The sequence below is a fragment of the Paenibacillus sp. J22R160 genome (assembly GCF_059692135.1).
In genome coordinates, this window is record NZ_JCAUAU010000019.1 from 51240 (window position 1) to 74852 (window position 23613).

17 protein-coding genes are annotated in these 23613 nt (G+C 46.8%); 10 read left to right on the forward strand and 7 right to left on the reverse strand.

Annotated elements, in window-relative coordinates; genetic code table 11:
* The first annotated feature begins 28 nt into the window (after positions 1-28).
* On the forward strand, positions 29-2245 hold the full coding sequence (locus AC58UW_RS26605; RefSeq protein ID WP_497423568.1) for a methyl-accepting chemotaxis protein: 2217 nt from the start codon (positions 29-31) through the stop codon (positions 2243-2245).
* A 151-nt stretch (positions 2246-2396) separates the two neighbouring features.
* Complete coding sequence (locus AC58UW_RS26610) at positions 2397-4214, forward strand: peptidoglycan D,D-transpeptidase FtsI family protein (RefSeq protein ID WP_497423569.1); 1818 nt, start codon at positions 2397-2399, stop codon at positions 4212-4214.
* Here the strand turns inward: AC58UW_RS26610 and AC58UW_RS26615 are convergent.
* The gene (locus tag AC58UW_RS26615; protein ID WP_497423570.1) at positions 4197-5249 is read right to left on the reverse strand and encodes an ATP-binding protein; all 1053 of its coding nucleotides are present in this window, start codon (positions 5247-5249) and stop codon (positions 4197-4199) included. The genes AC58UW_RS26610 and AC58UW_RS26615 overlap by 18 nt on opposite strands.
* A gap of 411 nt (positions 5250-5660) precedes the next feature.
* On the opposite strand from AC58UW_RS26615, the gene AC58UW_RS26620 reads away from it, so the two are divergent.
* Positions 5661-6485 (forward strand): lipoate--protein ligase family protein, encoded by an 825-nt coding sequence (locus tag AC58UW_RS26620; protein WP_497423571.1) that lies wholly within the window; start codon positions 5661-5663, stop codon positions 6483-6485.
* A 734-nt stretch (positions 6486-7219) separates the two neighbouring features.
* On the opposite strand, the gene AC58UW_RS26625 is transcribed toward AC58UW_RS26620, so the two are convergent.
* Positions 7220-7951 (reverse strand): alpha/beta hydrolase, encoded by a 732-nt coding sequence (locus tag AC58UW_RS26625; RefSeq protein WP_497423572.1) that lies wholly within the window; start codon positions 7949-7951, stop codon positions 7220-7222.
* A gap of 264 nt (positions 7952-8215) precedes the next feature.
* On the opposite strand from AC58UW_RS26625, the gene pdhA reads away from it, so the two are divergent.
* Genes pdhA through lpdA form a run of 4 tightly spaced genes read left to right on the forward strand, consistent with a single transcriptional unit; the run spans position 8216 to position 13102 of the window.
* Positions 8216-9298 carry a pyruvate dehydrogenase (acetyl-transferring) E1 component subunit alpha gene (pdhA, locus tag AC58UW_RS26630; RefSeq protein WP_497423573.1) on the forward strand — a complete coding sequence of 361 codons (1083 nt, stop codon included), beginning with the start codon at positions 8216-8218 and terminating at the stop codon, positions 9296-9298.
* A 36-nt stretch (positions 9299-9334) separates the two neighbouring features.
* Complete coding sequence (locus AC58UW_RS26635; protein ID WP_497423574.1) at positions 9335-10315, forward strand: alpha-ketoacid dehydrogenase subunit beta; 981 nt, start codon at positions 9335-9337, stop codon at positions 10313-10315.
* A gap of 32 nt (positions 10316-10347) precedes the next feature.
* Positions 10348-11682, forward strand: coding sequence for a dihydrolipoamide acetyltransferase family protein (locus AC58UW_RS26640; protein ID WP_497423575.1), 1335 nt, complete (start codon positions 10348-10350; stop codon positions 11680-11682).
* Between the two features lie 4 nt (positions 11683-11686).
* Positions 11687-13102 carry a dihydrolipoyl dehydrogenase gene (gene lpdA, locus AC58UW_RS26645; RefSeq protein ID WP_497423576.1) on the forward strand — a complete coding sequence of 472 codons (1416 nt, stop codon included), beginning with the start codon at positions 11687-11689 and terminating at the stop codon, positions 13100-13102.
* Between the two features lie 92 nt (positions 13103-13194).
* On the opposite strand, the gene serC is transcribed toward lpdA, so the two are convergent.
* The 4 genes from serC to AC58UW_RS26665 form a co-directional block, all read right to left on the reverse strand.
* Complete coding sequence (gene serC, locus AC58UW_RS26650) at positions 13195-14289, reverse strand: 3-phosphoserine/phosphohydroxythreonine transaminase (RefSeq protein WP_497423577.1); 1095 nt, start codon at positions 14287-14289, stop codon at positions 13195-13197.
* Between the two features lie 283 nt (positions 14290-14572).
* Positions 14573-15958 carry an ABC transporter substrate-binding protein gene (locus AC58UW_RS26655; RefSeq protein ID WP_497423578.1) on the reverse strand — a complete coding sequence of 462 codons (1386 nt, stop codon included), beginning with the start codon at positions 15956-15958 and terminating at the stop codon, positions 14573-14575.
* Positions 15959-16044: 86 nt separating this feature from the next.
* Complete coding sequence (locus AC58UW_RS26660) at positions 16045-16866, reverse strand: carbohydrate ABC transporter permease (protein ID WP_497423579.1); 822 nt, start codon at positions 16864-16866, stop codon at positions 16045-16047.
* Positions 16863-17810 (reverse strand): carbohydrate ABC transporter permease, encoded by a 948-nt coding sequence (locus tag AC58UW_RS26665; RefSeq protein ID WP_497423580.1) that lies wholly within the window; start codon positions 17808-17810, stop codon positions 16863-16865. Before AC58UW_RS26665 ends, AC58UW_RS26660 begins: the two co-directional genes overlap by 4 nt.
* Before the next feature lie 210 nt (positions 17811-18020).
* Between AC58UW_RS26665 and AC58UW_RS26670 the strand changes: the two genes are divergently transcribed.
* The 3 genes from AC58UW_RS26670 to lplT all read left to right on the forward strand — a co-directional run bounded on the left by AC58UW_RS26670 (position 18021) and on the right by lplT (position 22500).
* On the forward strand, positions 18021-18755 hold the full coding sequence (locus AC58UW_RS26670) for a glycerophosphodiester phosphodiesterase (RefSeq protein WP_497423581.1): 735 nt from the start codon (positions 18021-18023) through the stop codon (positions 18753-18755).
* 402 nt (positions 18756-19157) lie between these two features.
* The gene (locus AC58UW_RS26675) at positions 19158-21317 is read left to right on the forward strand and encodes an AMP-binding protein (protein WP_497423582.1); all 2160 of its coding nucleotides are present in this window, start codon (positions 19158-19160) and stop codon (positions 21315-21317) included.
* Between the two features lie 13 nt (positions 21318-21330).
* Positions 21331-22500: a lysophospholipid transporter LplT gene (gene lplT / locus AC58UW_RS26680; RefSeq protein ID WP_497423583.1), complete on the forward strand. Its 1170-nt coding sequence runs from the start codon at positions 21331-21333 to the stop codon at positions 22498-22500.
* Here lplT and AC58UW_RS26685 read toward each other — a convergent pair.
* Positions 22497-23414 carry a diacylglycerol/lipid kinase family protein gene (locus AC58UW_RS26685; protein ID WP_497423584.1) on the reverse strand — a complete coding sequence of 306 codons (918 nt, stop codon included), beginning with the start codon at positions 23412-23414 and terminating at the stop codon, positions 22497-22499. The genes lplT and AC58UW_RS26685 overlap by 4 nt on opposite strands.
* Positions 23415-23613: the final 199 nt, after the last annotated feature.

Below are 23613 nucleotides of genomic sequence, written 5' to 3' on the forward strand. Positions count from 1 at the left end.
GTAACCCTTTTCATTTTAGGACGAAAGTATGGGGAACAATGAACAGAAACTAATGGCGGTGAAAAAGATGAAGAAGAGACTCCAAAGTATTCTCGCATTTGTAAACAAAATTGTCGTTCAAACAATCCGAACTGTTCCATGGAATCGTATGGCAGGGGCGACAGGCAAGACATCTAAGCAAATGGGCACAGTCGCTTTTAAAGAAATGAAGCAGGTTAAGCTGGAAAATCCGGTGAAGTCCGTAGGCATGAAGCTGTTTTTAATGTTTTTTATCAGCATTTTGTTCTTCGTTCTCATTGTGGGTATGATTTCTTACAGCGTGTCCAAAAGTGTCATTAAGAACAAAGTGGCAGAATCCTCATTGCAAACTGTCACACAAGCAGGTCAAAAGCTGGATTTTCTTTATCAGACCTTTGAAGACACATCTTTACAAATTATGCTAAACAAAGAGCTGCAGGACCTTCTTGAGAAAGTTCCTACGCTAGATCCAAGCTCGTACGAATCGCTAGAGGTTGTTCGCCAATTAACGGATAAATTGAATGTGGTGACCTTTGCTAACAAGTCTATTAAAACGCTTCATCTTTATCGACCGGACGGCAAACTTATTGTCATTACAGGCTCTGGCGGAAGTACGTTAAGCGAAAATTCCGGTTCGAGTGATTGGTTTAAGAAGATCGTGGAGAATGGGGGAAAAGTAGCGTGGTTGGATAGTAAAGTTAAAGGATATTCCAGCTCTTCCACCAATACATTTGCCATTGGCCGTCTTATGAGAAATACACTAACGAACAGCACGACTGCCGTGTTAATGTTGGAGCTTAGCACAGATCTCTTGAATAAAGAAATTACGGGCATGTCTCTGGGAGATGACAGTAAGGTTGTCATTACGAATGCAGAGAATAAGAACGTTGCAGTTGCAGAAATTGCAGAGCTCGAAAAAGATGCAGCCATTCAATTGACGAAAGAGCAAAGGGAAGAAGAACATGGCTCTTTTGTAACGAAAGACGATCATCTAGTAGCCTATTATAAATCAGCTCTATCTGGCTGGAATCTAGTTGGGGATATCCCAGTTAGTTCACTTGTGAAGGATGCTAAGAAAATCTTCAACTATACGCTTCTAATCGCTTTATTTGCGGCTATTGCGGCAGTATTAATCGGATTATTCGTTGCCAGAATGATTGGACGGCCGCTGATTAATCTTCGCAACTTGATGCAGCAAGGCGCAAAAGGAAAATTAACAGTGCGCGCAAACTATACAACGCAAGATGAGATTGGACAGTTGGGCGCAAGCTTCGATGTTATGATGCAGCAAATTACAACATTGGTTCAACAAACCAGCTCCTCTGCTCAGGCCGTCTTTGAAACAGCGCAAGAGTTGACGAATTCCTCCAAGGTGACAGCTACAGCGGCTAGAGAAATTGCGGTGGCTACGGATGAAATTTCCAACGGTGCCGGAGGCTTAGCGACGGAGTCCGAAAGAGGAAATGAGCTGACGCATCATATCGGCATTCAGATGAAGCAGGTTATCGAGGCAAACCTCGAGATGGGGACAGCTGCGGCAGATGTGCAGAGCTCCAGTGAGCAAGGAACGAAATATATGTCCGAGCTCATTTCGAAGACGAATTTGACCGAAGAAATGATCCGCTCAATGGTTGATAAAGTCGACAACTTGAAGGACAGCACGCGTTCGATTCGCAAAATCTTAGATGTATTGAATAATATGACGAAGCAAACGAATATTTTGTCCTTGAATGCGACAATTGAAGCTGCGCGTGCCGGAGCTGCGGGCAAAGGCTTCATGGTTGTTGCGGATGAAATTCGGAAGCTGGCTGACCAATCCCGTCAATCGATTGATGTCGTAGGTCAAATTACAGAAACGATCCAGAAAGAAATCGATGAAACGGTGAAGGTGCTTTCAACAGCTACACCTATTTTCAAAGAACAGATTCTAGCGGTAAAAGAAGCCGATATTATTTTCAAACAAGTAACGAACCATATGGGCGGTTTCATTGAGCAATTGAGCACGGTAAGCGACTCGATCTCAACATTGGAACAATCGCAAGTCGTTCTATCGGATGCCATGACGAATGTAAGTGCGGTAGCGGAGGAATCTCTTGCTACTTCAGAGGAAGTTGCATCCTTGAGCTCTGAGCAGCTTAGCATTAGCGATGGTTTAGTAAAATTGTCGGACAAGCTAGATTTGCTTTCCAAATCACTAACCGACACCTTATCCAAATTCGAAGTCTAGTTGTATACAATTCGAAGTCCATTCTCTGTTTAAGAGGGTGGGCTTTTTTTTGTTTCTGAGAGGGCGCAAGGACGGTTTGTCTACGTGCAGGAATGACGATACTGAGAACATCTTGAGATTAGGATGAATGACATGGTTAGGAGTTAGATGTATGAGGGTCAAACAGTTATCTGCACTCGAAAAACGTCGTATTTTTCTTGTTCTTCTTATCATCGTACTCTTGTTTATTGGCATAGCTGGTAAGCTATTCTGGATACAGATCGCAGCAACGGAAAACTACAGCTCACACGGGGTTAACTTGCTTAAAAACTCGGTCGTTCAAAGACAACGCGCGCTAGTGCTCGAAAGCGGCCGAGGAGAAATCCTGGATCGCCATCTGCAGCCGATGACAGGGAAGATTGTGAAATCCCTGGTTGTGTTTCCCATTCATCGTGATCTGCAAGCAAAGCCCCAGGAAGTAAATCAGCTAGTCCGGATTTTGGGGACGAATGCAGTGTCTTGGCGTTTATTCACCAAAGATCTGAAAGAGCCGCAAGTGTGGAGCACTGCCATTGGGGGCAAGCCGGTCGAGCTAACAGAGGGACAGGAAGAGCAGATTGAAGCGCTTGATTTGCCAAATGTGAAGGTGGTGCAGATGGAAGATCGCTATCCGAGCGGAATGACTGCGCGGCAGCTGATTGGATTCATTGGGCAAAATCCGGATCGCGTGATGAACCTATACGGCGCGGATTTGGAGAAAGGCAAGGTCGCACTGACAACGAAGATTGGCGGAGCAGGCCTTGAGAAAACCTTCGATCTCTGGCTTCGCGGCATCGGAGAGACATCGATCTCTTATTTTATGGACGCTGGAAAAAGGCCGCTAACAGGACTGGATGCGCGTATGATTGCGCCGAATAATGCCTTTTATCCCGTCAAGTTAGTTACGACACTTGATGTCAGTGTGCAGCAGCAAATTGAGACGCTGATGGATAAATTGAAAATACGCGATGGAGCTGCCGTCGTTCAGGAAGTCGATCAAGGGGATATCGTCGCCATGGCGAGCAGGCCCAACTATGATCCTACGTCTGTGGATCTTGCTAGCAATAGCTGGAGCAACTATGCGCTTAAAGCAACGGCTCCCGGCTCTATTTTCAAAACAATTGTGGCAGCCGCTGCTCTGGATTTAGGTGTGGTTGATCCCAAAGAGACTTTCACTTGTGAAGGAGCTCTTGGCAAGTATGGTTTTACATGCTGGAGAAAAGAGGGACATGGCCCCTTAACCTTAGAGCAAGGGTTCGCACAGTCTTGCAACATCGTGTTTGCCAAAGTCATGCAGCGCTTAACTGCTGGTCAACTAGAAAGCTTCGCGCATAAGCTTGGCGTGCTTGATGAGGTGGGATGGACAGGGAAGACGGACACGAAGCTCCTGCTCCATCAATTAGATAGCGAAGAGAGCGGACAGCTCTTTGGCGCCCATACTCCGCATGATGATGAAGGGGTGCTTATGCAGACAGCCATCGGTCAAAGAGATGTCATGATGACCCCTTTGCAGGCGTCTAATATGATTGTTACCTTGCTGCATAATGGCAAAGGCTATTCGCCGAGAGTGGTCCAAGAAATCCGGTACCAAACCGATCGAGTGATGGAGAAGTTTGAACCGCAAACGGTAAAGGACAAAGAGGGATACGTGTCTGCCTCGACAAGCCGTACGCTTTTGAGCTGGATGAGAGAAGTCGTGACCGAAGGGACAGGCCAAGGGTTGAAGGCTGCAAAGTGGCAGCTCGCAGGGAAATCCGGTACGGCTCAAACGATGGTCGGCAAACAGGAAAAAGTGAACCAATGGTTTATCGGATATGGCCCTGTGGCTTCTCCCAAGTATGCGGTATCCGTTGTTATCAAAAACACGGATCCAACCGAAAGCAACAAAGCCATACCGTTATTCAAAGGGATTATGGATATTCTTGCAAGTGAATCAAACAGCAGGCAGTGAGATTGTAAAACAGGTACCTTGATTGGGCTCGCTCGTTACTTCAATGAGACCTCCAAAGGTGCGGATGATCCGATAGGAGACCATCATGCTGAGTCCTGTGCTTTTATTTTTGGTGGAATAAAAAGGGGTTCCAAGGCGATTGATCTGTTCAGCTGTCATACCCACGCCAGTATCTGTTATTTGTAGAATAACGCGGGGGCCCCTTTTGAAGCCCATGATTTGCAACGCGCCTCCGTTCGTCATAGCCTCAATACCGTTTTTAGTTAAATTGAGCAGGCATTGCATGATTTTTTCTTCATTAGCTTGGATGATCAGGGGGGATTTCATGTCGATTTGAATATCAACCCCCCGCATAGTGGCATATGGAAGAATCAGATTGTTTAGTTTGGATGACAAGTCAGATAGGTTAAGCGGTTCAAGCTTCTCAGCCTCGGGTTTGGCAAAGGACAAATAGTCGGTAATGATACTTTGGGCCCGATCAATTTCTTCGATGACCATGGATGTGTATACATGTTTCTTCTCTTCAGTGACTTGCGATTGACTGAGGATTTGCATAAATCCCCTGGCTACCGTCATGGGGTTGCGAATTTCATGAGCGACAGAAGCTGCCAATTCACTGAGGACATTCAGTTTCTCAGAGCGCTGTATTTCTTGGCGCAATGTAATATTTTCGCGGATTCGGGCAATTAAATACGTGAGCAGCCACATCGTAAATAAGTGAATGAGACAATAAAATATCCCGTATAGCAAGAAAGTACGATCTACCGCGGCAAAAGAACCGACTCTATACAGCAGGGTGATGCAGAAAGTTGCTAGAGCACTGATGAAAGCAAGCAGGGTGGGAAACATCACTTTGGGGGTTAGGTGCTTCCAATTGCTTAGCGCAATGAAAGCCAGGATGAAGGGGACAAGAAGAGCTAATAAGGTGACGATCCACACGAAATTCGGGCCATTCATGATGTACACATAGGCGAGTATGAATCCAGAAACCGCTAGTCCTGAGCGTATGCCGCCATATAGGAAAGCAATGAGCACGGGAATAATATGGAGATCGAAATGATTGCCTATGGGTTTAAAAAAAGGATGGGTCACACAAAAAATGGCGGCTAGCGAGCAGATAAATAGGAGAAATACCTGTCGATATTTATCATAACTGTCTAGTGAGCCGGGTTTTTCGAGCCAAAAGATGTGGGTTAAAACAATGGGGACGGTTAGAACAAGGATATTAAGGAGTAAGTCGTCAAATATGTTCAAAGATCTCGCCTACTTAACAAAAATTTGATGTTCCACTTTTTATTCGACAGAAAACTTGGAATTCCTTCGAATTGTATTCTAAAATTTGATGTTTTTTGACGAAAAGAACCGATTTTTCACATTGCGGCTAACGCTCGATTCGCTTACAATTCGGATGATGAACTTAAATAGCAGGCTCAGGAGAATATGTAAATGACGAATGCACCACTTTCTTCTTCCATGGTCATCCTAGACCGAACACAGGAAACAGACTCAAGATCCATTCTATATGCCTTTGCGCTGGAGGAACTTTTGTGCCGATCGATTGGTAAAATGGCACCTCCTATCCTCCACATGTGGCGGCACCCGCGAGCTTTTGTCATGGGACTTAGAGATAGCCGACTCCCGGAAGCGGCACTTGCTAACGAGTGGTTGCTCGATCAAGGGTATGATACGGCTGTAAGAAATTCAGGAGGAGCAGCGGTTCCGCTGGATCTGAACGTTGTGAATGTCTCTTTATTGCTGCCGAAAGAGGCAGGGGACATGGAGCATCGCAAGGATTTTGAAGTGATGGTGGCCCTGATCCGTGAAGTGATGAGTAAACTTACCGAACATATCGATCAAGGTGAAGTGATGGGCTCCTTTTGTCCGGGAGAGTTCGACTTGAGTGTAGGTGGTCGTAAGTTCTGTGGGATCGCACAGCGCAGGCAGCAGCTTGCTTTATCGGTTCAGGCGTTTATTATCGTCGAAGGTGAAGGAGAGGCCAAAGCAGCGCTGGCCAGAGGCTTCTATGAGCGCGCGGCTGAATCGGCAGACCCAAGGGATTATCCTGACGTGGCACCGGGGAGCATGGCGAGTTTAGCGGAATGCTTGAATATCCCTATAACGGCAGAACAATTTACAGCGAACTTAGTTGAAGTCATGGTTGCCAGAGGGCTTCAGGTAAGGAGTCCTGAAGCAATCCCAGGGTATCCGACGGAAGGACAAATCGGTGACATGGTGGAGCTGATGAAGGAGCGATACGCGATCAAGCAATAAAAAAACAGTCTGACATCGTCATTTGACGCAAGCGGGACCGTTTTTTTTGTAGCACACCTCCATGCAACTGCCGCCAGCCCATACTTTCGACCTTCTGGGGGAAATACATGGAAAATCTCCCACTAATTCATGCTCCAAAGTGGCAGGGAGACGGAATAGCAGGAGAAGCTCCATCTAAATCGTCAGCTGCTGGCGAGAACAGCGAGATTTCGCGAAATTAGCGGTAGAAAATCCAGTTATTACGCTAAAAGTGGAGGAATTGCATGGAATAGCTGGAGTAATCGGCGTTATTTGGCCTGATGTGCTCTAAGTAGCCTGAGTAGCTCTGAGTAGCTCCGAGTAACCGTAAGTAGGCCATAGTAGCATGAAGTAGCTCCCAGTAGCTCCCAGTAGCTCCCAGTAGCCCAAGTAGCCCAAGTAGCTCCAAGTAACCGCAAATAGCACGAAGTTGTCTCTTCACCTACTGGCCATGGGGAAGGCGATTAAGGCGCCTACCCCATGGCCAAGGTAGCGGGAACGAAATACATGGAAAATCTCCCGCTAATTCATGCTTCAAAGGGCAAGGAGACGGAATAGCGGGAGAAACTCCATCTAAATCGTCGGCAGCTGCACGAGAACATCAAGATTTACCGAAATTAGAGGTAGAAAATCCAGCTATTTCGCCAAAAGTGGAGGAATTGCATGGAATAACTGGAGAAATCGGCGCTATTTGCAAGGGAACCCCTCGCTCAATTTTACCCCAGAAAATAATGCAGCGCCGCGCTCAATTCCCCTTGCCAGAACCCCCACAAATGCTTGCCAGGTTTCTCGATATAATGTAGCACCGCATTTTTTCTTTCCAAATCCTCTTTGGCCAAACGATTTTCTCTGACGAAGTCAAAGGTGCCTCGCTCGGTTTTGACATCCATTTCGTCCAAACCAATCAACATATACATTTCAAGCCAGGATAAATCGTCTGCCGCTTTAAGGCGTTCGCGGGTAATGTCGAAAAATGCGCCAGATAAGGATATAACGCGGCAAAAAAGGCTAGGATAATCTAAGGCGAGATGCAAGGAAACGGTCCCACCGAGAGAATCACCTGCGACAATCCGTTCACTGCGCTCCGTACGTACAGGATAGCGGCTTTCCACATAAGGGAGCAGCTCTTCTGCGAAAAAGCGGCAATAAGCGTCATGACGCTCACCTTCCGGCGCATATTCGGAAGTGCGGTTAGCTGCGCTCACATCCACACCTACCACAATAGCTGGCTCGAGGTCTTCATCTAAAATGCAGCGGGTAATCGTTGTGGCAATGCGTCCGAAATTAAAGAATTGCTCGCCATCTTGGCAATAGATAACCGGGTAGGAGAGCAGTTCATTGTAACCGGGAGGCAAATAAATGCGAAGCGGTCGTGTTTCTTGAAGCAGGACAGAGGTGAGTTCATCTTTCACAATGGTTCTTTGGTAGTAGCGAGCGTCATCAGACATCAAGTAATCTCCTTTTGTATCCTAGTGGGGAAAAATGGTATGTGAAGCGTAAGTTGGTAATGGTTTGGGTAAGGTGTATTATATCAGTTGTTAATTTAATGTTAACTGTATTATATATTTTCCTAAACTGTACTATTCGATTCTACGAAAAAAGGTCATATATCATAAGGATGACGGTGTACAATTCACAAAAACAGGTTTATAATAATACTATAACAGAAGTGTAGCTAGCAGGCATCAAAATCATATAAGAGGTGAAATGGTATGAGTAAGCCACTTGTCAGCCAAGCAAATTACGAAGTGACCACAGAAAAGGTTGAGCCTTTACAAGTACTGGCTCCAGACGGCACAGTTGTAAATCCAGACAAAATGCCTAAACTTAGCGATGACCAATTAAGAGAGTTAATGAGAAGAATGGTATTCACACGTGTTTGGGACGAAAGAGCAGTAAATCTCGGTCGTCAAGGACGTCTTGGTTTCTACGCGCCGGTATCCGGTCAAGAAGCTTCCATGATCGGTAGTGAATTTGCTTTAAATAAAGATGACTTTATTTGCCCGGGTTACCGCGATATGCCGCAGCTCGTATGGCACGGACTTCCGCTTTACCAAGCATTCCTATATTCCCGCGGACACCAGCATGGCGGTCAAATTCCGCAGGATGTTCACGTTCTTATGCCGCAAATCATCATTGGTGCACAAATTCTGCACGCAACTGGTGTTGCTATGGCATTCAAAAAACGTAACCAACCGCGTGTAGCGATTACGTACACAGGGGACGGAGGAAGCTCCGAGGGAGATTTCTACGAAGGGTTGAACTTTGCAGGAGCATTCAAACTGCCTGCCATTTATTTTGTTCAAAACAATGGGTATGCGATCACAACGCCTTACTCCAAACAAACAGGCGCACTATCTGTTGCGCATAAAGCACTTGCTGCAGGTATCAAAGGCGTTCAAGTAGACGGAATGGACGTTCTAGCTGTTGTTCAAGCCGTGTCCGAAGCTGCTGAAAGAGGGCGCAAAGGCGAAGGCGCTACATTGATTGAAGCATTGACATACCGTTACCGTCCGCACTCCTTGGCCGATGATACGACGAAATACCGTACCAAAGACGAGGAATCTGATTGGGAGCCTAAAGATCCGCTTACGCGCATGCGTATTTTCCTGACCAAAAAAGGTCTGTGGAGCGAAGAAGAAGAGGCTAAAGTGAAAGAAGAAGCGAAAGCAACAGTTGCTGAGCACATTAAAAAAGCTGAAGAAACTGAGAAAATGACAGTTCCAGGCTTAATCGATTCCATGTTCGAAGTTACACCTGCACATCTCGAAGAACAGAAGCAAGCGTATAAATAAAATCTGGCAAAAACTCTTAGGAGGCACGGAGAAGTCATGGCACAAATGACGATGATTCAAGCGATTAAAGACGCAATGCGCGTTGAACTGGAAAGAGATCCAAATGTAATTTTGTTCGGCGAAGACGTTGGCCATGTTGGTGGCGTATTCCGTGCTACAGAAGGTTTACAAAAAGAATTCGGCGAAGACCGCGTATTCGATACGCCGCTTGCCGAGTCTGCTATCGGCGGACTTGCTGTAGGTCTTGGCGTTCAAGGCTTCCGTCCAATCGCTGAGATTCAATTCGTAGGTTTTATTTACGAAGCGCTTGACCAAATTTGCGTGCAAGCAGCTCGTATGCGTTACCGTTCCGGCGGCCGTTACAACTCGCCAATCGTATTCCGCACGCCTTTCGGCGGCGGTGTTAAAGCGGCTGAGCTTCATACGGATGCACTTGAAGGTTTGTTGGTGCAAACTCCGGGGATTAAAGTTGTTGTTCCTTCCAACCCATACGATGCGAAGGGCTTGCTCATTTCCGCGATTCGCGATAATGACCCTGTCTTCTTCATGGAGCATCTGAACTTATACCGCGCATTCCGCGCAGAAGTACCAGAAGGTGAATACACCATTGAACTTGGTAAAGCGAACGTTGTTCGTGAAGGTTCTGACGTAACAGTCATTACTTATGGAGCAATGGTTCACACTTCTGTGAAAGCAGCTGAAGAGATCGAGAAAACACAAGGTGTGAAAGTGGAAGTTATCGACCTTCGTACCCTGCTTCCGCTTGATATCGATACGATCGTCGCATCGATCAAGAAAACGAACCGTGCAATTATCGTACAAGAAGCGCAAAAAACTTCTGGAGTAGCCGCAGAGGTTATTGCTCAAATTAATGAAAAAGCAATCCTTCACTTGGAAGCTCCAGTTCTGCGTATTGCGCCTCCGGATACCGTTTATCCGTTCGCACAAATCGAAGATGCTTGGTTGCCTAGCCCTGCAAGTGTTATTGCCGGTATTAAACAAGTACTCGAATTCTAATTCACAGTCGAAGGTAACAGGAGGTAGTACACGTGGCATTGTTTGAATACAAGTTCCCAGAGCTTGGCGAAGGCATACATGAAGGCGAAATCGTTAAGATGCTCGTTAAAGCGGGTGACACTGTAACGGACGAAACAATTCTTATGGAAGTACAGAACGACAAAGCTGTTGTTGAAGTTCCTTGTCCTGTAGAAGGTAAAGTCGTTAGCGTTGCTGTAAAAGACGGTCAAATCTGTACGATTGGCGAGCTCGTGATGACAATCGAAGTAACAGGCGAGATGCCGGCTGAGTCCATGCATCACGGCAGCTCCAACAACGCTGCGCCTGCTCCCGCAGCGACACCTGCTGCTACAGCGGTAGCCGTAGCAGAGGCTCCTGCAGCAGCGCCCGCAGCAGTTGCTGCAGCACCTACACCAGCCGCGCCAAGCGCAGGCGCAGGCCGTGAAGTGCTTGCGACGCCTAGCGTGCGCAAGCTAGCAAGAGAAAAAGGCATCACACTCGCAGAGGTGACGCCTACAGGCAAGCACGGCCGCGTAACACGCGAGGACGTGCTTGGGTTTAACGGAGCGGGCAACGCCGCGGCTCCGGCAGCAACAGAGCCAGCAGCAGCGGAAGCAGCTGGCAACGCAGCACCTGCGGCTAGCACGCAGGTCGCTGTGGGCGATCGCGTAGAAGAGCGGGTTCCGTTCAAGGGAATCCGGAAAGTGATCGCGAACGCGATGGTGAAATCCGTGTACACGGCACCGCACGTGACACTGATGGACGAAATCGACGTGAGCGCGTTAGTCGCTCTGCGTGAGCGCACGAAGCCTCTTGCTGAGAAAAAAGGCGTGAAGCTGACTTATCTTCCTTTCATCGTGAAAGCATTGGTAGCGGCTTGCCGTCAATTCCCGGCTTTGAACGCGATGATCGACGAAGAGAAACAAGAGATTGTCTACAAAAAGTACTACAACATCGGTATCGCAACAGATACAGACAACGGCTTGCTCGTACCTGTTATCCATGACGCAGACCGCAAAAATGTATGGTCGATCGCTTCTTCTATCAAAGACTTGGCTACTCGCGGACGCGATGGCAAATTATCTCCGAATGAGATGAAGGGCGGTACGATCTCCATTACGAATATTGGTTCCGTTGGCGGTATGTTCTTCACACCGGTTATCAACTTCCCTGAAGTTGCAATCCTGGGTGCTGGCCGCATTACTGAAAAGCCTGTCGTGAAAAATGGTCAAATCGTTGCAGCATCGGTAATGGCTCTTTCCTTAAGTTTCGATCACCGTATCGTAGACGGAGCGACAGCACAAAGCTTCTTGAACTACATCAAACAGCTTCTGGCTGATCCAGAGCTTCTCGTCTTGGAGGTGTAACAGCATGGTAGTAGGAGATGCTTCTTTAGATATTGATTTGCTAGTCATTGGTGCAGGACCAGGTGGTTACGTAGCTGCCATCCGCGCAGCTCAGCTTGGTCAAAATGTACTTATTGTAGATAAATCGGAGTGGGGCGGCGTCTGCTTGAACCGCGGCTGTATCCCCTCCAAAGCGTTGATCTCCGCTGCTCACACGTATGAGCATGCGCAGCACGCGGATAGCATGGGTATCTCTGTAGAGAACGTGAAAGTAGACTTTGCAAAGGTACAAGCTTGGAAAAACAGCATTGTTGCTAAACAAACGGGCGGCGTTGGCGCACTGCTCAAAGGCAACAAGATCCAAACATTCCAGGGCGAAGTGATGTTCATCAACGAGCACGAAGCACGTGTGTTCAATGATGCAGAAGCTCCGCGCTACCGCTTTAAGCACTGTATAATCGCGACGGGTTCCCGTCCAATTGAGCTGAAAGCATTCCCTTACGGCGGAAGAATTATCTCTTCCACGGAAGCCTTGAACTTGCCTGAAGTTCCGAAAAGCATGATCGTTATCGGCGGCGGCTACATCGGAGTCGAGCTTGGTCAAACTTACGCGAAGTTCGGTACCAAAGTAACCGTGCTGGAAGGTTCGGATCACGTACTGCCAGGCTTCGAGAAAGAACTGACGAAGCTAGTAGCACGCAACCTGGAGAAAGTTGGCGTTGAGGTTCATACAGAAGCGCTAGCACAATCCTGCACGAAAACAGAGAACGACGTAACCGTAACTTTCACAGTTAAAGGCGAAGAGAAGCAAGTAACTGCTGATTACGTACTTGTAACAGTGGGTCGTCGTCCGAACACAGATGGCGAGCTTGGTCTTGATCTGATTAACTTGAAATTGACGGACCGTGGTTTGATCGAAGTTGATAACCAAGGTAGAACTAGCATCCCGCACATCTTTGCGATTGGTGATGTTGTACCTGGTCTTTCCTTGGCTCACAAAGCTTCTTACGAAGCAAAGGTGGCTGCAGAAGCAATCGCAGGTCACTCTAGCATTGTAGACTACAAAGCGATTCCTGCTGTAGTGTTCTCCGATCCAGAAATTGCTGGTGTTGGCTTGAGTGAAACGGAAGCCAAAGAAAAGGGCATCAACGTAACAATCGGTAAATTCCCTTACGCAGCTAATGGCCGCGCTAACTCTTTGAACGCAGGACAAGGTTTCGTGAAGCTTGTCGGCGACAAAGAAACAGGCCAATTGCTTGGTGGTCAAATTGTTGGTCCAGAAGCATCAAACTTAATTGGCGAGCTTGCTCTTGCGGTTGAGATGGGTGCTAACCTGGAAGATATCGCGCTTACGATTCACGCACATCCAACATTGACAGAGATGATCATGGATGCAGCTGAAGGCGCGCTTGGACACCCTATTCACCAACTTGGTAAATAAGCACCATTTGAGCGGTTACCATTACCTTTAGATAAAAAGTCCCGAGAGCATGGCGCAAGCCACTCTACGGGACTCTTTTATTTTGTAAATGTTTACCCGTTTCTACGGGCAAAATCAAGCATGAATTCAGCTAAAGCTTGGCAGGATTCATAAGGGACCGCATTGTATGCGGAAGCGCGCAGACCGCCGACGCTGCGGTGTCCGGCCAAGCCCTCGAAGCCGTGAGTCTCGGATTCCGCGATAAAACGGCGTTCAAGCTCTTCATTGGCCATGCGCCAAGTGATGTTCATGGGGGAACGGTCTTTTGCATCAATAATCCCTTGATAGAAACCGCCGCTCGCATCGATAACCTCATAAATGAGATCGGCTTTTACAAGATTACGACGTTCTAATTGTTCCACGCCACCTTGCTTTTGTGCCCAATTGAGCACCAGATTTGTCATGTAAATGGCGTGGACAGGTGGTGTGTTGAACAGGGATTTGTTTTTGACAAATGTGCTGTAACGCATGATTTCCGGAATATCGTTGGAAGCTTGCTCCAGCCAGCTTTCGCGGATAACGACAACCGTGACACCAGCGGGTCCAAGATTTTTCTGGGCGCCGGCATAGATCATCGAGAATTTCTGGAGATCCAGCTTGCGGCTCAGAATTTCGCTGGTCATATCAGCAACAAGTGGCGTATCGCCGACTTCAGGAATCTCCGCGTAACGCGAGCCTTCGATGGTATTGTTCATGGTGATATGCAAGTAGGCAGCGTCTGCGCTTAGGTCTTTTGTGCCCAAGGCAGGAATTCCGCGCCAACCTTGTTCTTTGGAGCTTGCCGCGGCATGGGTACGACCAAGATACGCAGCTTCTTTATAAGCTTTTTCTGCAAAGCTGCCAGTTAGGACGTAGTTTGCCGTTAGATGGGGTTTTAAGAAATTAATTGGAAGGAAGGCGAACTGCGTGCTTGCCCCTCCGCCCATGAAGAGCACTTCATACCCTTTGGACAAATCCAGCAGTGAGAGTAGGAGGAGCTGTGTTTCGTTATTCATTTCCTCAACTGTCCGGCTTCTATGCGACATTTCGAGCAGAGAAATTCCTTTTCCATCGTAATCGACAAATTGCTGCTGAGCTTCTTCCAGAATGTCTAAAGGCAATGCAGCCGGACCTGGATTGAAATTGTACCTGCGTTTTGTTTTGTTCATGTGTGTTGCCTCCCGTAACCGATTTTTGGCCAACAAAAAAAACGCTCCTCATCCGATTGGGACGAGGAGCGTTTGCTCGCGGTGCCACCCAATTTAAGAAACATGACGTGAATGTTTCTCCACTTGGTTCCGCGGTAACGGGCGGTGCCGGTTAACTTAGCATGACCATAGCCTAACAGGCATGCTTGGCGATAACGCCTCCGAGTTGGATTCTCATCATAGGCACGATCGAATATAGAAGTTGAATTAAAGTATATGCTTCCTGATCGAAAAGGTCAATGCCTTATTTTACTGTTTTGTTATAAGCGGCAAGCTTCTCAGCTATGCTTTTTGAAGCTGCATCCAAGGCTTCTTTTGGTGCTTTTTTACCAGTGAGTGCTTCTTCAATAGCCGTTTCAACGAGTTGACGGGCTTCAGGGAATACACCCATGACCGCACCTTGTGTTGCTTTGTTAGGTTTCGTGTTGTGCAGTTGGTCGATTGCCGTTTGGAATTGCGGGTATTTCGCTAAATTATCTTTTACAAGCTGCTCATCATAGGCTTTTTTCGTAATTGGGAAGTAGCCAGTGTTAACGTGCCACCATGCTTGCGTTTGCGGATTTGTCAAGAATTTGATGAATTCCCATGCGCCTTTTTGCTCAGCTTCGGATTTGTTGTTCAAGATATAAAGACTAGCGCCACCAACAACGACACCACCGTCTTTCGCATCAGAAGGTTTAGGCATTGTGCTTGTTCCAACTTGGAATTTGCCTTCTGCACCTGTAACAATTCCACGTAAAGAAGCTGTAGAATCTAATGTCATTGCAACTTGACCAGCGAGGAACGCTTTTTTCGTATCATCGGTTTTGCGTCCAAGATTCATAGAAGATTTGTTATCAACCATGCCCTTCCACCAAGTCAATGTTTTGACGCCTGCCTCATTGTTCAGGAGAGTTTCCGTTGCTGCAGCTGTACGGCCGTTTCCGTTATTCAAGAATTCTGCCCCTTGACCAGCGAAGAATTGCTCCATGAACCAACCGTAAATGGCGAAGGATGAGCCAGCTTTACCGTCTTTGCTTAATGCTTGTGCCGCTTTTGCGACTTCTTCATAAGTCGTTGGCGGCTTCTCTGGATCTAGTCCAGCGGCTTTGAACATGTCTTTGTTGTAGTAAAGGATTGGGTTTGATGTGTTAAAAGGCATGGAATTCAATTTATCGTCAACTTTGTAGTAATTCAAAATGTTCTCTTCGAGCTGTGAAAGATCGAATTTGTCGGCATCAACGAATTTTTGAACCGGTGTAATTGCCTTGGAATCGATCATGAAACGGGAACCGATTTCGTAGACTTGAATGAGGGATGGGCCGCTTTTTGTATCCATGGAAGCCTTCATTTTGTTCAAGCTTTCGTCGTAAGTACCTTGGAAGACAGCCTCGACTTGCACATTTTTCTGGGAAGCGTTGAAATCTGCGACTAGTTTGTCTACAGCTTTGCCAAGCTCACCACTCATAGAGTGCCACCAAATAACTTTAACTGGCTCTGCTGCTTTAGTTGGTGCTGTTGTAGCGGCAGTTGTGCTTGCAGGTGCAGTACTGTTAGCTGGTGCTACTTCTGCCTTGCCGCATGCGCTAGTTATCATCATCATGACTGCTGTCGCTGTAAGAACAGAGACTCTTATGTTTACGGATTTCATTGATTTGTTTCTCTCCCTTTTTTAACTTTATTTTTATTTATGGAAATCTGACACAGCTTCATAGCTGCGCAGAGCAGCCAACAAGATTACCCTTTCACAGCCCCAGCGGTGAGTCCGCGTACGAGCTGCTTTAAACCAAGTACGAGCAGAATAAGAGATGGCAAAAGGACAATTGTTACGCCTGCCAAAACGAGGTTCCACACGGTTAATTCTTCAAATTGCAGCATGGCGATGCCGATTTGTGCAGTCCGCATTTCTTCACTGTTCGTAATGAGCAGCGGCCAGAGGTACATGTTCCATGCGTTCAGGAAGGCATAGACAGCTAGAGTCGCAAGTGCGGGTCTTCCCAAAGGCAACACGATGCGGAAAAAGATGCGGATATGACCACAACCGTCGATGCGGGCTGCTTCGAATAATTCTTTGGGCAGCTGCAGGAAAAATTGGCGCAGCAGGAAGGTACCGAATGCTGTCGCTAAGAAAGGAACTGTTAGGCCCTGCAAGCTATCGAGCCAGTCCCACTTTTTGACCGTCAAATAGTTTGGAATGATCGTGACTTCCCAAGGAATCATCATCGTCGCCATGAACAATGAGAAGATGAAAGCTTTTCCTTTAAAACGAATATTGGCAAAAGCATAAGCCGCCATTGAGGAGGTCATCAGTTGCCCGATCATGATGAGCAGCGAGACGATCAAGCTGTTTGTAATAAATGTACCTATTGGGACGAGTTGAAAGACGGCTAGAATACTTCCCACATAGAATCCGCTCGGTAAGAAGCGTGGCGGATAAGCCGAAGCTTCCTCAGGTGTCATGAAAGTGGCTGAAAACGTGTAAAAGATCGGATAAAGCACAAGTGCGGCTGCAATAGCCAACAGGATATAAACAGCTGTTTTTTGTAAGGGACGGTTCATTGATAATGCACATTCCTTTCGAACACTTTGAATTGCACAAAGGTGAAAATCAGGATGATTGTGAACAGAACAAGGGCTTGCGCGCTTCCAGTTCCAAACCGGAAGTTAATGAAAGCGTCTTGATACAAGTTATAAACGAGCACATCGGTGGAGTTGATTGGGCCGCCTTTGGTAAGAATATGAATCTGTCCGAAGGACTGGAAAGCACCGATGATCGATACAATCGTGACGAAGAACACCGTTGGTGAAAGCAGTGGCATAATAATTTGCACAAACGTACGAATTGGGCCGGATCCGTCGATTTTTGCGCTATCGTAGATTTCATCAGGAATGCCTTGCAGGCCGCTGAACAGGACGATGTAATTGAAGCCGAGATTCATCCATACGGTCATCATGGACACGGAAAGCAGCGCCCATCTTGGATCTGTTAGCCAAGCAACAGGCTCTAGTCCCACAAGTTGCAGCAGGTAGTTAAGCATGCCGACACTCGGATGAAAAAGCATCATCCAGATGACAGAGGATGTTCCTACGGACAGAACGACAGGCAAGGAGAAAATAAATTGGAAGAAACGCATCCCTTTTAGATGATTGTGTGTGAGAGCTGCGAGCAGAAGCGCAAGGGCGATGTTGGTCGGTACCGTCAGTATCGTGAATAAGCCAGTGACCTCCAAGCTTTTATAAAACTTCTCTGACGTGAAAATAGCCGTAAAGTTATCAAAGCCTACGAAGGAAGCTACCCTGCCTCTAGGGTCAGTTTCGTGCATGCTGAGATAAAAGGTTTGAATCAAAGGATAGAACAGGAAAATGCCAAAGATCAGCAGTGACGGGAATAAGAAAATATAACCAAGCAGCGTCTCCGACCATTTCGATAAAAAGATGGAACGGGTAGGAAGCTCAGTGCGTGTTGTTATTTTTTTTGGAGCAGTTGAATCCAGCGTACTCATTTATTGCCCTCCACAAGATTATTAGACTGGTTCGATCTCTATTAGCTTAACGCCCGCTTATTTGACCAATGTTAAATAGATATAAATCATTTGTTAATTTCAACGGCTTGTTTACATAACTTTTACTAATATCTACTGGGCAAAAACGGATCTACTCTACTATAATTTGAGAATAAAGCTGTTAATGATGTGAGGAGCGTGTTACGTATAATGAGCACAAATCAACCGATTGTAATAGGACATAGAGGAGCAGCCGGGGAAGCACCGGAAAATACGTTAAGATCTTTTGCACTTGCATTCGAGCAGGGAGCAGAAGGCATTGAATTGGATGTGCACCTCACGAAAGATGGCGAAATTGTCGTTTGTCATGATACAACACTTGATCGCACGACGAATGGTTCTGGCCTTATTTGCGAAAAAAACTGGGAAGAAATTAAGGGACTCGATGCTGGCTCATGGTTCTCTGACGCTTTCATTGGGGAAAGAGTGCCTCTATTGCGGGAGGTTTTTGAACTAGTGCCGCCTGGGTTTCTCATCAATGTGGAAGTGAAGCATGCGTATGAAGGTCGAATGGAGAATGCGCTGCTCGCCTTTTTGCGTGAAAGCGGCAGAATGCAAGACGTGGTCATTTCATCCTTTGATCACAAGGTGATTCATCGAATCAAGTTGGCAGAGCCTGAGGTAAAAGTAGGATTGTTGTATGCCGCCAACCTGTTGGACCATGCTGCCTATGCACAGCAAATCGGATTCGAGGTGCACTCTTTGCACCCTCAACATCATCATTTTGAAAAAGAAGATGGAGTATCGGCGGCAGAAGCAGGATTAGCCACGTATCCATGGACAGTGAACGTTGTAAGGGATTTTCAGAAGATGATCGATGCTGGCGTGACGGGCATTATTACAGACTATCCAGCCAGACTTAAGCAGTTATTAAAAGGCGAGTAAGCGGTCACGGAAAACAGAAAACAGATCGATTTGTTTCAAAAATGGGTAATGCGGATATTTAGATGGCGTTCTTCCGGGACTCCGAGGGGAATACACTAGCTTTAACGAGTGAAGTTTAGAAGTGAATAAAAGCTACAAGAAGGGCCACTGCATTTCGGATGCTGTGGTCCTTTTTTAATAAACTTCACAGTGGGAAGGAGGTCAACGAAGGCTGCAGTAGCGCGAATCCAGCGGGTGATTGGTCGTAGTACTAGGTAAAGTTAGTACTATCAGAATCGCAGCAAATGCATACAATGGGATTATGACCTGGTATTAAGAGAAGCCCAATAAATGAATGGACTCTTCATCCGTTTTACCAAGGTATTCTCAGATTTGCCATGCGAACGCTTAGGAGGAGTCACCATGATCAAATGGTTGTTTATTGTACTGTTAAGGCTTCTGCTTCCCCTGCTGCGCCCTGTCATACTAGCTAGTTTTCGTGTAAAAGTGAAGGGGATGCAGCGGCTTAATTTTACACATAAAACGGTGCTCATACCTAACCATGTTTCCTTGTTGGATGCTGTTCTGCTTGCGTTGATCCTGCCCAAGGAAGTGGCCTTCGTCGTGAATACACGAATGGCCAAACGTTTTGCTTGGCCGCTCCATTTTCGCACTCATATTCCAGTAGATCCCTTGAATCCCTATTCCGTACGGAAAATGCTCAAAACAGTGCAGAGCGGTACGCCGCTTGTCATTTTTCCGGAGGGGCGTATATCGACCACTGGCAGCATGATGAAGTTATACGGCGGCATAGGTTACATTGCATCAAAATCTCAGGCACACATGGTACCGGTCGCGATTAACGGGCTGGAGCATTCAAAATTTTCGTATCTTCGTGGCAAATTGAAACAGATATGGTTTCCGGCTGTAACCATCACAGTTGGCGAATCCTTTCAAGTGCCTGTGAATGAGCGCCTTACTAGGAGAGTTCAGAAGGAGCGTGCAACGGACCTCATCTGCAGCCGAATGCAGAGTCATTTGGTGGACAGCCGTATGAAGCCGGAGCTTAATTTATTCAATGAAATGCTCATTGCAGCCAAGCAGCATGGCTACTCAAAAATGATATGTGAAGACATCCTATCGGATACGTCAATAAGCTACCGCAAGCTGCTGCTAACCACCTATACAATGGCGGAGCGATTGAAGGAGCTGCTTGGTAATCAGAAGCGCACAGCTGTCCTGCTGCCGAATGCGGCGGCGCATGTCGTCACTTTATTTTCATTATTTCGTTTAGGAATTACCCCGGCGATCCTGAATTATACCGCAGGAAAACAAGCCATGCTGGACGCCTGTGAAACCGTGTCTGCGAAGACGATTGTTACATCTCGAGCTTTTATCGAGAAGGCGGGATTGACTGATTTTATCCATAGTGCAAGTGAAGTTTATTCAATTATTTATCTTGAAGAGGTTAAAGAGAGCATCGCTTTTCAGCATAAATGGGTAGGAATCCGTCATTTCTTGATGAAAGCGCAAGGTCCTGCCGGCGAAGGAGAGAACGAGGTTGTTCTCTTCACGTCAGGGAGCGAGAGTAAACCGAAGGGGGTTGTTCTGGCTCACCGAAATATCTTTGCTAATATCCAGCAGGCTAAGGCTGTGATTGCTTTCAATGCGGCTGATATCCTTCTTGGGGCGATGCCCATGTTCCATTCTTTCGGCTTAACAGCGGGGACGATGCTGCCGGTTCTTTCTGGCATGAAGGTGGTCATGTATCCCAATCCACTGCATTATAAAGTTATTCCAGAGATTGTGTACGATCGGAATATTACGATTTTGTTCGGTACGTCAACGTTTCTATCGGCTTACGCGAGAACGGCACATGCTTATGACTTTGCCTGCTCGTTGAAATATGTCGTAGCTGGCGCCGAGAAGTTGAAGGAGGAAGTCCGTCAAACCTGGGCCGATAAATTTGGCATTCGGATTATGGAAGGCTACGGCACGACGGAGACAGCGCCTGTTATTTCACTCAATACGCCTATGCATGTTAAAAAAGGAACAGTAGGCCGTGTACTGCCAGGTATTCAGGTCCGGATCGAGAAGGTGGATGGCATCGAGCTTGGCGGCAATTTGCTTGTCAAAGGTCCTAATGTGATGAAGGGATATTTGATTCATGGTCAGGGATTTGTTCCTTGTCCGGATTGGTACAGCTGCGGCGATATTGTACAAATCGATGAAGAAGGCTACCTGTCGATACAGGGGAGGATGCAGTCCTTTGCCAAGATTGGCGGGGAAAAGGTGTCGCTGCCGATGGTCGAGGAGCTCGTGTCGTCCAGCTTGCCGGAACAAGCTGTGTGCGCAGCCGTTGCAGTTCCAGATGCGCGAAAAGGAGAGCGGATTGTAGTGTACCACAACAGCGCGGATACGCAGCTCCAACCTCTTCGAGAATCGATGAAACAGAAAGGTCATCCGGGGATTTATATGCCTTCCGAGCTCCGATATGTGGAGAAATTACCGCTTTTGGGCAGTGGGAAAGTAGACTATGTAACCATTAAGCGAATTGCGCTAGAGGAGCATCATGCATCTTAAGGGAGAGAATAATATGAAAATGAAACCGCTTCAGACGCTAAACTTGACCCAATTTCTTTCCGCTTTTGCCGATAATATGATCCTCTTCATTACTTTGGCGATTATTAAACAGAATGCGTATCCCGACTATTACATCGGTGTTGTTCAAGCTTCCTTTCTAGTTGCTTTCGTCCTGCTCGCGCCTTTTGTCGGTGCCTTGGCTGATAAAAACTCCAAATCACGGGTTCTTCTCGTCGGAAACGCGATCAAAAGCGTTGGTATTATCGCGATGTTCCTTCATGTTGATCCTGCTGTCAGCTATGGCATCGTTGGCATAGGAGCCGCAGTTTATTCACCGGCTAAATATGGTATTCTGCCTGCGCTTACGCATTCCGATTATGGGCTTTTGAAAGCCAATGCACGCATGGAAGGCTATACGATAATGGCCATTTTGCTTGGTTCCGTTTGCGGCGGTATTTTGGCTAAAATGTCGGTATCCGGTTCGATGATCGCCTGTCTCGCACTTTACTTGATTTCTTTGCAATTGACGCTGCAAATGCCGAAGATGCAAGGAGATAGTACGATCCGTTATGGGAAGTCAGCGAGATTATTCTTTTCCGACATGAGGTCCTTGTTAAAAGACCCTGCAACCCGTTTCTCGCTTGTTGGCACTGGCTCATTCTGGATGACGTCCTCGGTCGTCCGATTGGCGATCATCGCATGGGTACCGGCTCATCTCGGCATCCAGTCAGTCGATCAAATTTCTATGCTTGTCGCTGTAACTGGGGTAGGGATCATGATTGGGGCGCTGATGACACCGAAGCTTGTTCCAGCTCAGCGTTATTACAATTCATTCATATTCGGTATTCTCATGATCATCTGCATATTGCTGTTCCCGCTAATTACCAATTTGTATACAACAATAGGACTGCTCCTACTTGTAGGATTCAGCGGCGGCGTGTTTATTGTACCTATGAATGCCGTGCTGCAAGATCGAGGCCAGGGGATGGTCGGAGCTGGGAAAACGATAGCTGTTCAAAATTTCCTGGAAAATGCGATGATGCTTGCTGGCGTCGGTCTCTATACGCAAATATCCAAGGATGGGCTGTCACCGGACTTGTCGATTACAGGGATTGCTTGTATCCTTGCTGGTTTCGTCGTGTACTTGATTGTACAGCGTGAGCGGTTGAAATTATCCGTTTAGCAAATAACAGTGATAGACGCCGGTTCCAAAGTGACATGCAGCGGTGTAGCCCCCGCGTATTCGCCATCCGCTTGAATAAGCAAAGGCATTTGTGTGCGAAGTGAAATGGATGTCCCTTTATAAAATGAGACAGCAGGATGATGAGTGTGTTTGCCTTGATACACAGTGAATAGAACAGGTAACAGCCGGAAGCGCCCTCTGCTTTGAATGATGACGATATCAGCAATACCGTCGTGAGGCGAGGCAGAAGGGCAGATTCGAATGGCGCCTCCATAAAAGGGAATATTGGCGACTGCAGCGAGCCACATATGAGGCAGCTCATGAACGGTTCCGTCCACTTCTAGCCAAGCGGTACACGGCTTATAGGTGGCGAATACACGAAGAATCGTCAGAAAATAGGACAGTTTGCCAAGTCCGAGGCGATTCAAATATTTTTTGTAGCTGGATTCATTCGTTAGCTTGGCTACCATGCCATCGAATCCGGCTCCAATGCTGTTTACAGCAATGAGCTCATTAAGGCCGCGGAGGAGGTCGATTTGCACCTTCTTTTTCTCCGATAAGGCCATGTTCAGTGCTTGAATCGGCTGTTTGGGAATGCTGTAGGCTTTCGCGAAATCGTTGCCAGTTCCCGCTGGAATGACAGCAAGGCTGCAGTGGATTCCTTCTTTTTGCAAATGTGCTAGCCCGCAGGCGGCCTCATGTATCGTTCCATCCCCTCCGATTAAGATGAGTTTACTTACCGAATGTTCCTGAATGATAGAGATGGCGAGCTCATTGGCTTCGCCAGCTTTTTTCGTTATTTTAGCGACATAGGGAATTTGGTTCAACTGAAGATACGTTTCAATCTCCTTCCAGATGCTAGCTCCTCTGCCATCACCAGAAAGCGGATTCACAATAATTCCTATTAATTGCATAACAAATATCCCCGATCTATAGATAAAGTGGTCTTAATTTACTAGGAGGAAAGTTCTATAGATATACGTTTTGTGACGAATTTTGTCTTTACATAATGTTCACTTGTTTGTAAAATAAACCATAGGTAAATTATTTTTTCTGTGTAAGGTAATCTAACATTTGGTTAGAGTATCTGCATGTGGGGAGGAGAACTGGACT

What these genes read in the sequence shown, in the direction of transcription:
- AC58UW_RS26660 (WP_497423579.1), bottom strand. Translation starts at nt 16,866, where the DNA reads ATGAACCGTCCCTTACAAAAAACAGCTGTTTATATCCTGTTGGCTATT.
- AC58UW_RS26605 (WP_497423568.1), top strand. Translation starts at nt 29, where the DNA reads ATGGGGAACAATGAACAGAAACTAATGGCGGTGAAAAAGATGAAGAAG.
- AC58UW_RS26665 (WP_497423580.1), bottom strand. Translation starts at nt 17,810, where the DNA reads ATGAGTACGCTGGATTCAACTGCTCCAAAAAAAATAACAACACGCACT.
- pdhA (WP_497423573.1), top strand. Translation starts at nt 8,216, where the DNA reads ATGAGTAAGCCACTTGTCAGCCAAGCAAATTACGAAGTGACCACAGAA.
- AC58UW_RS26610 (WP_497423569.1), top strand. Translation starts at nt 2,397, where the DNA reads ATGAGGGTCAAACAGTTATCTGCACTCGAAAAACGTCGTATTTTTCTT.
- AC58UW_RS26655 (WP_497423578.1), bottom strand. Translation starts at nt 15,958, where the DNA reads ATGAAATCCGTAAACATAAGAGTCTCTGTTCTTACAGCGACAGCAGTC.
- AC58UW_RS26625 (WP_497423572.1), bottom strand. Translation starts at nt 7,951, where the DNA reads ATGTCTGATGACGCTCGCTACTACCAAAGAACCATTGTGAAAGATGAA.
- AC58UW_RS26635 (WP_497423574.1), top strand. Translation starts at nt 9,335, where the DNA reads ATGGCACAAATGACGATGATTCAAGCGATTAAAGACGCAATGCGCGTT.
- lpdA (WP_497423576.1), top strand. Translation starts at nt 11,687, where the DNA reads ATGGTAGTAGGAGATGCTTCTTTAGATATTGATTTGCTAGTCATTGGT.
- AC58UW_RS26675 (WP_497423582.1), top strand. Translation starts at nt 19,158, where the DNA reads ATGATCAAATGGTTGTTTATTGTACTGTTAAGGCTTCTGCTTCCCCTG.
- serC (WP_497423577.1), bottom strand. Translation starts at nt 14,289, where the DNA reads ATGAACAAAACAAAACGCAGGTACAATTTCAATCCAGGTCCGGCTGCA.
- AC58UW_RS26685 (WP_497423584.1), bottom strand. Translation starts at nt 23,414, where the DNA reads ATGCAATTAATAGGAATTATTGTGAATCCGCTTTCTGGTGATGGCAGA.
- lplT (WP_497423583.1), top strand. Translation starts at nt 21,331, where the DNA reads ATGAAAATGAAACCGCTTCAGACGCTAAACTTGACCCAATTTCTTTCC.
- AC58UW_RS26670 (WP_497423581.1), top strand. Translation starts at nt 18,021, where the DNA reads ATGAGCACAAATCAACCGATTGTAATAGGACATAGAGGAGCAGCCGGG.
- AC58UW_RS26620 (WP_497423571.1), top strand. Translation starts at nt 5,661, where the DNA reads ATGACGAATGCACCACTTTCTTCTTCCATGGTCATCCTAGACCGAACA.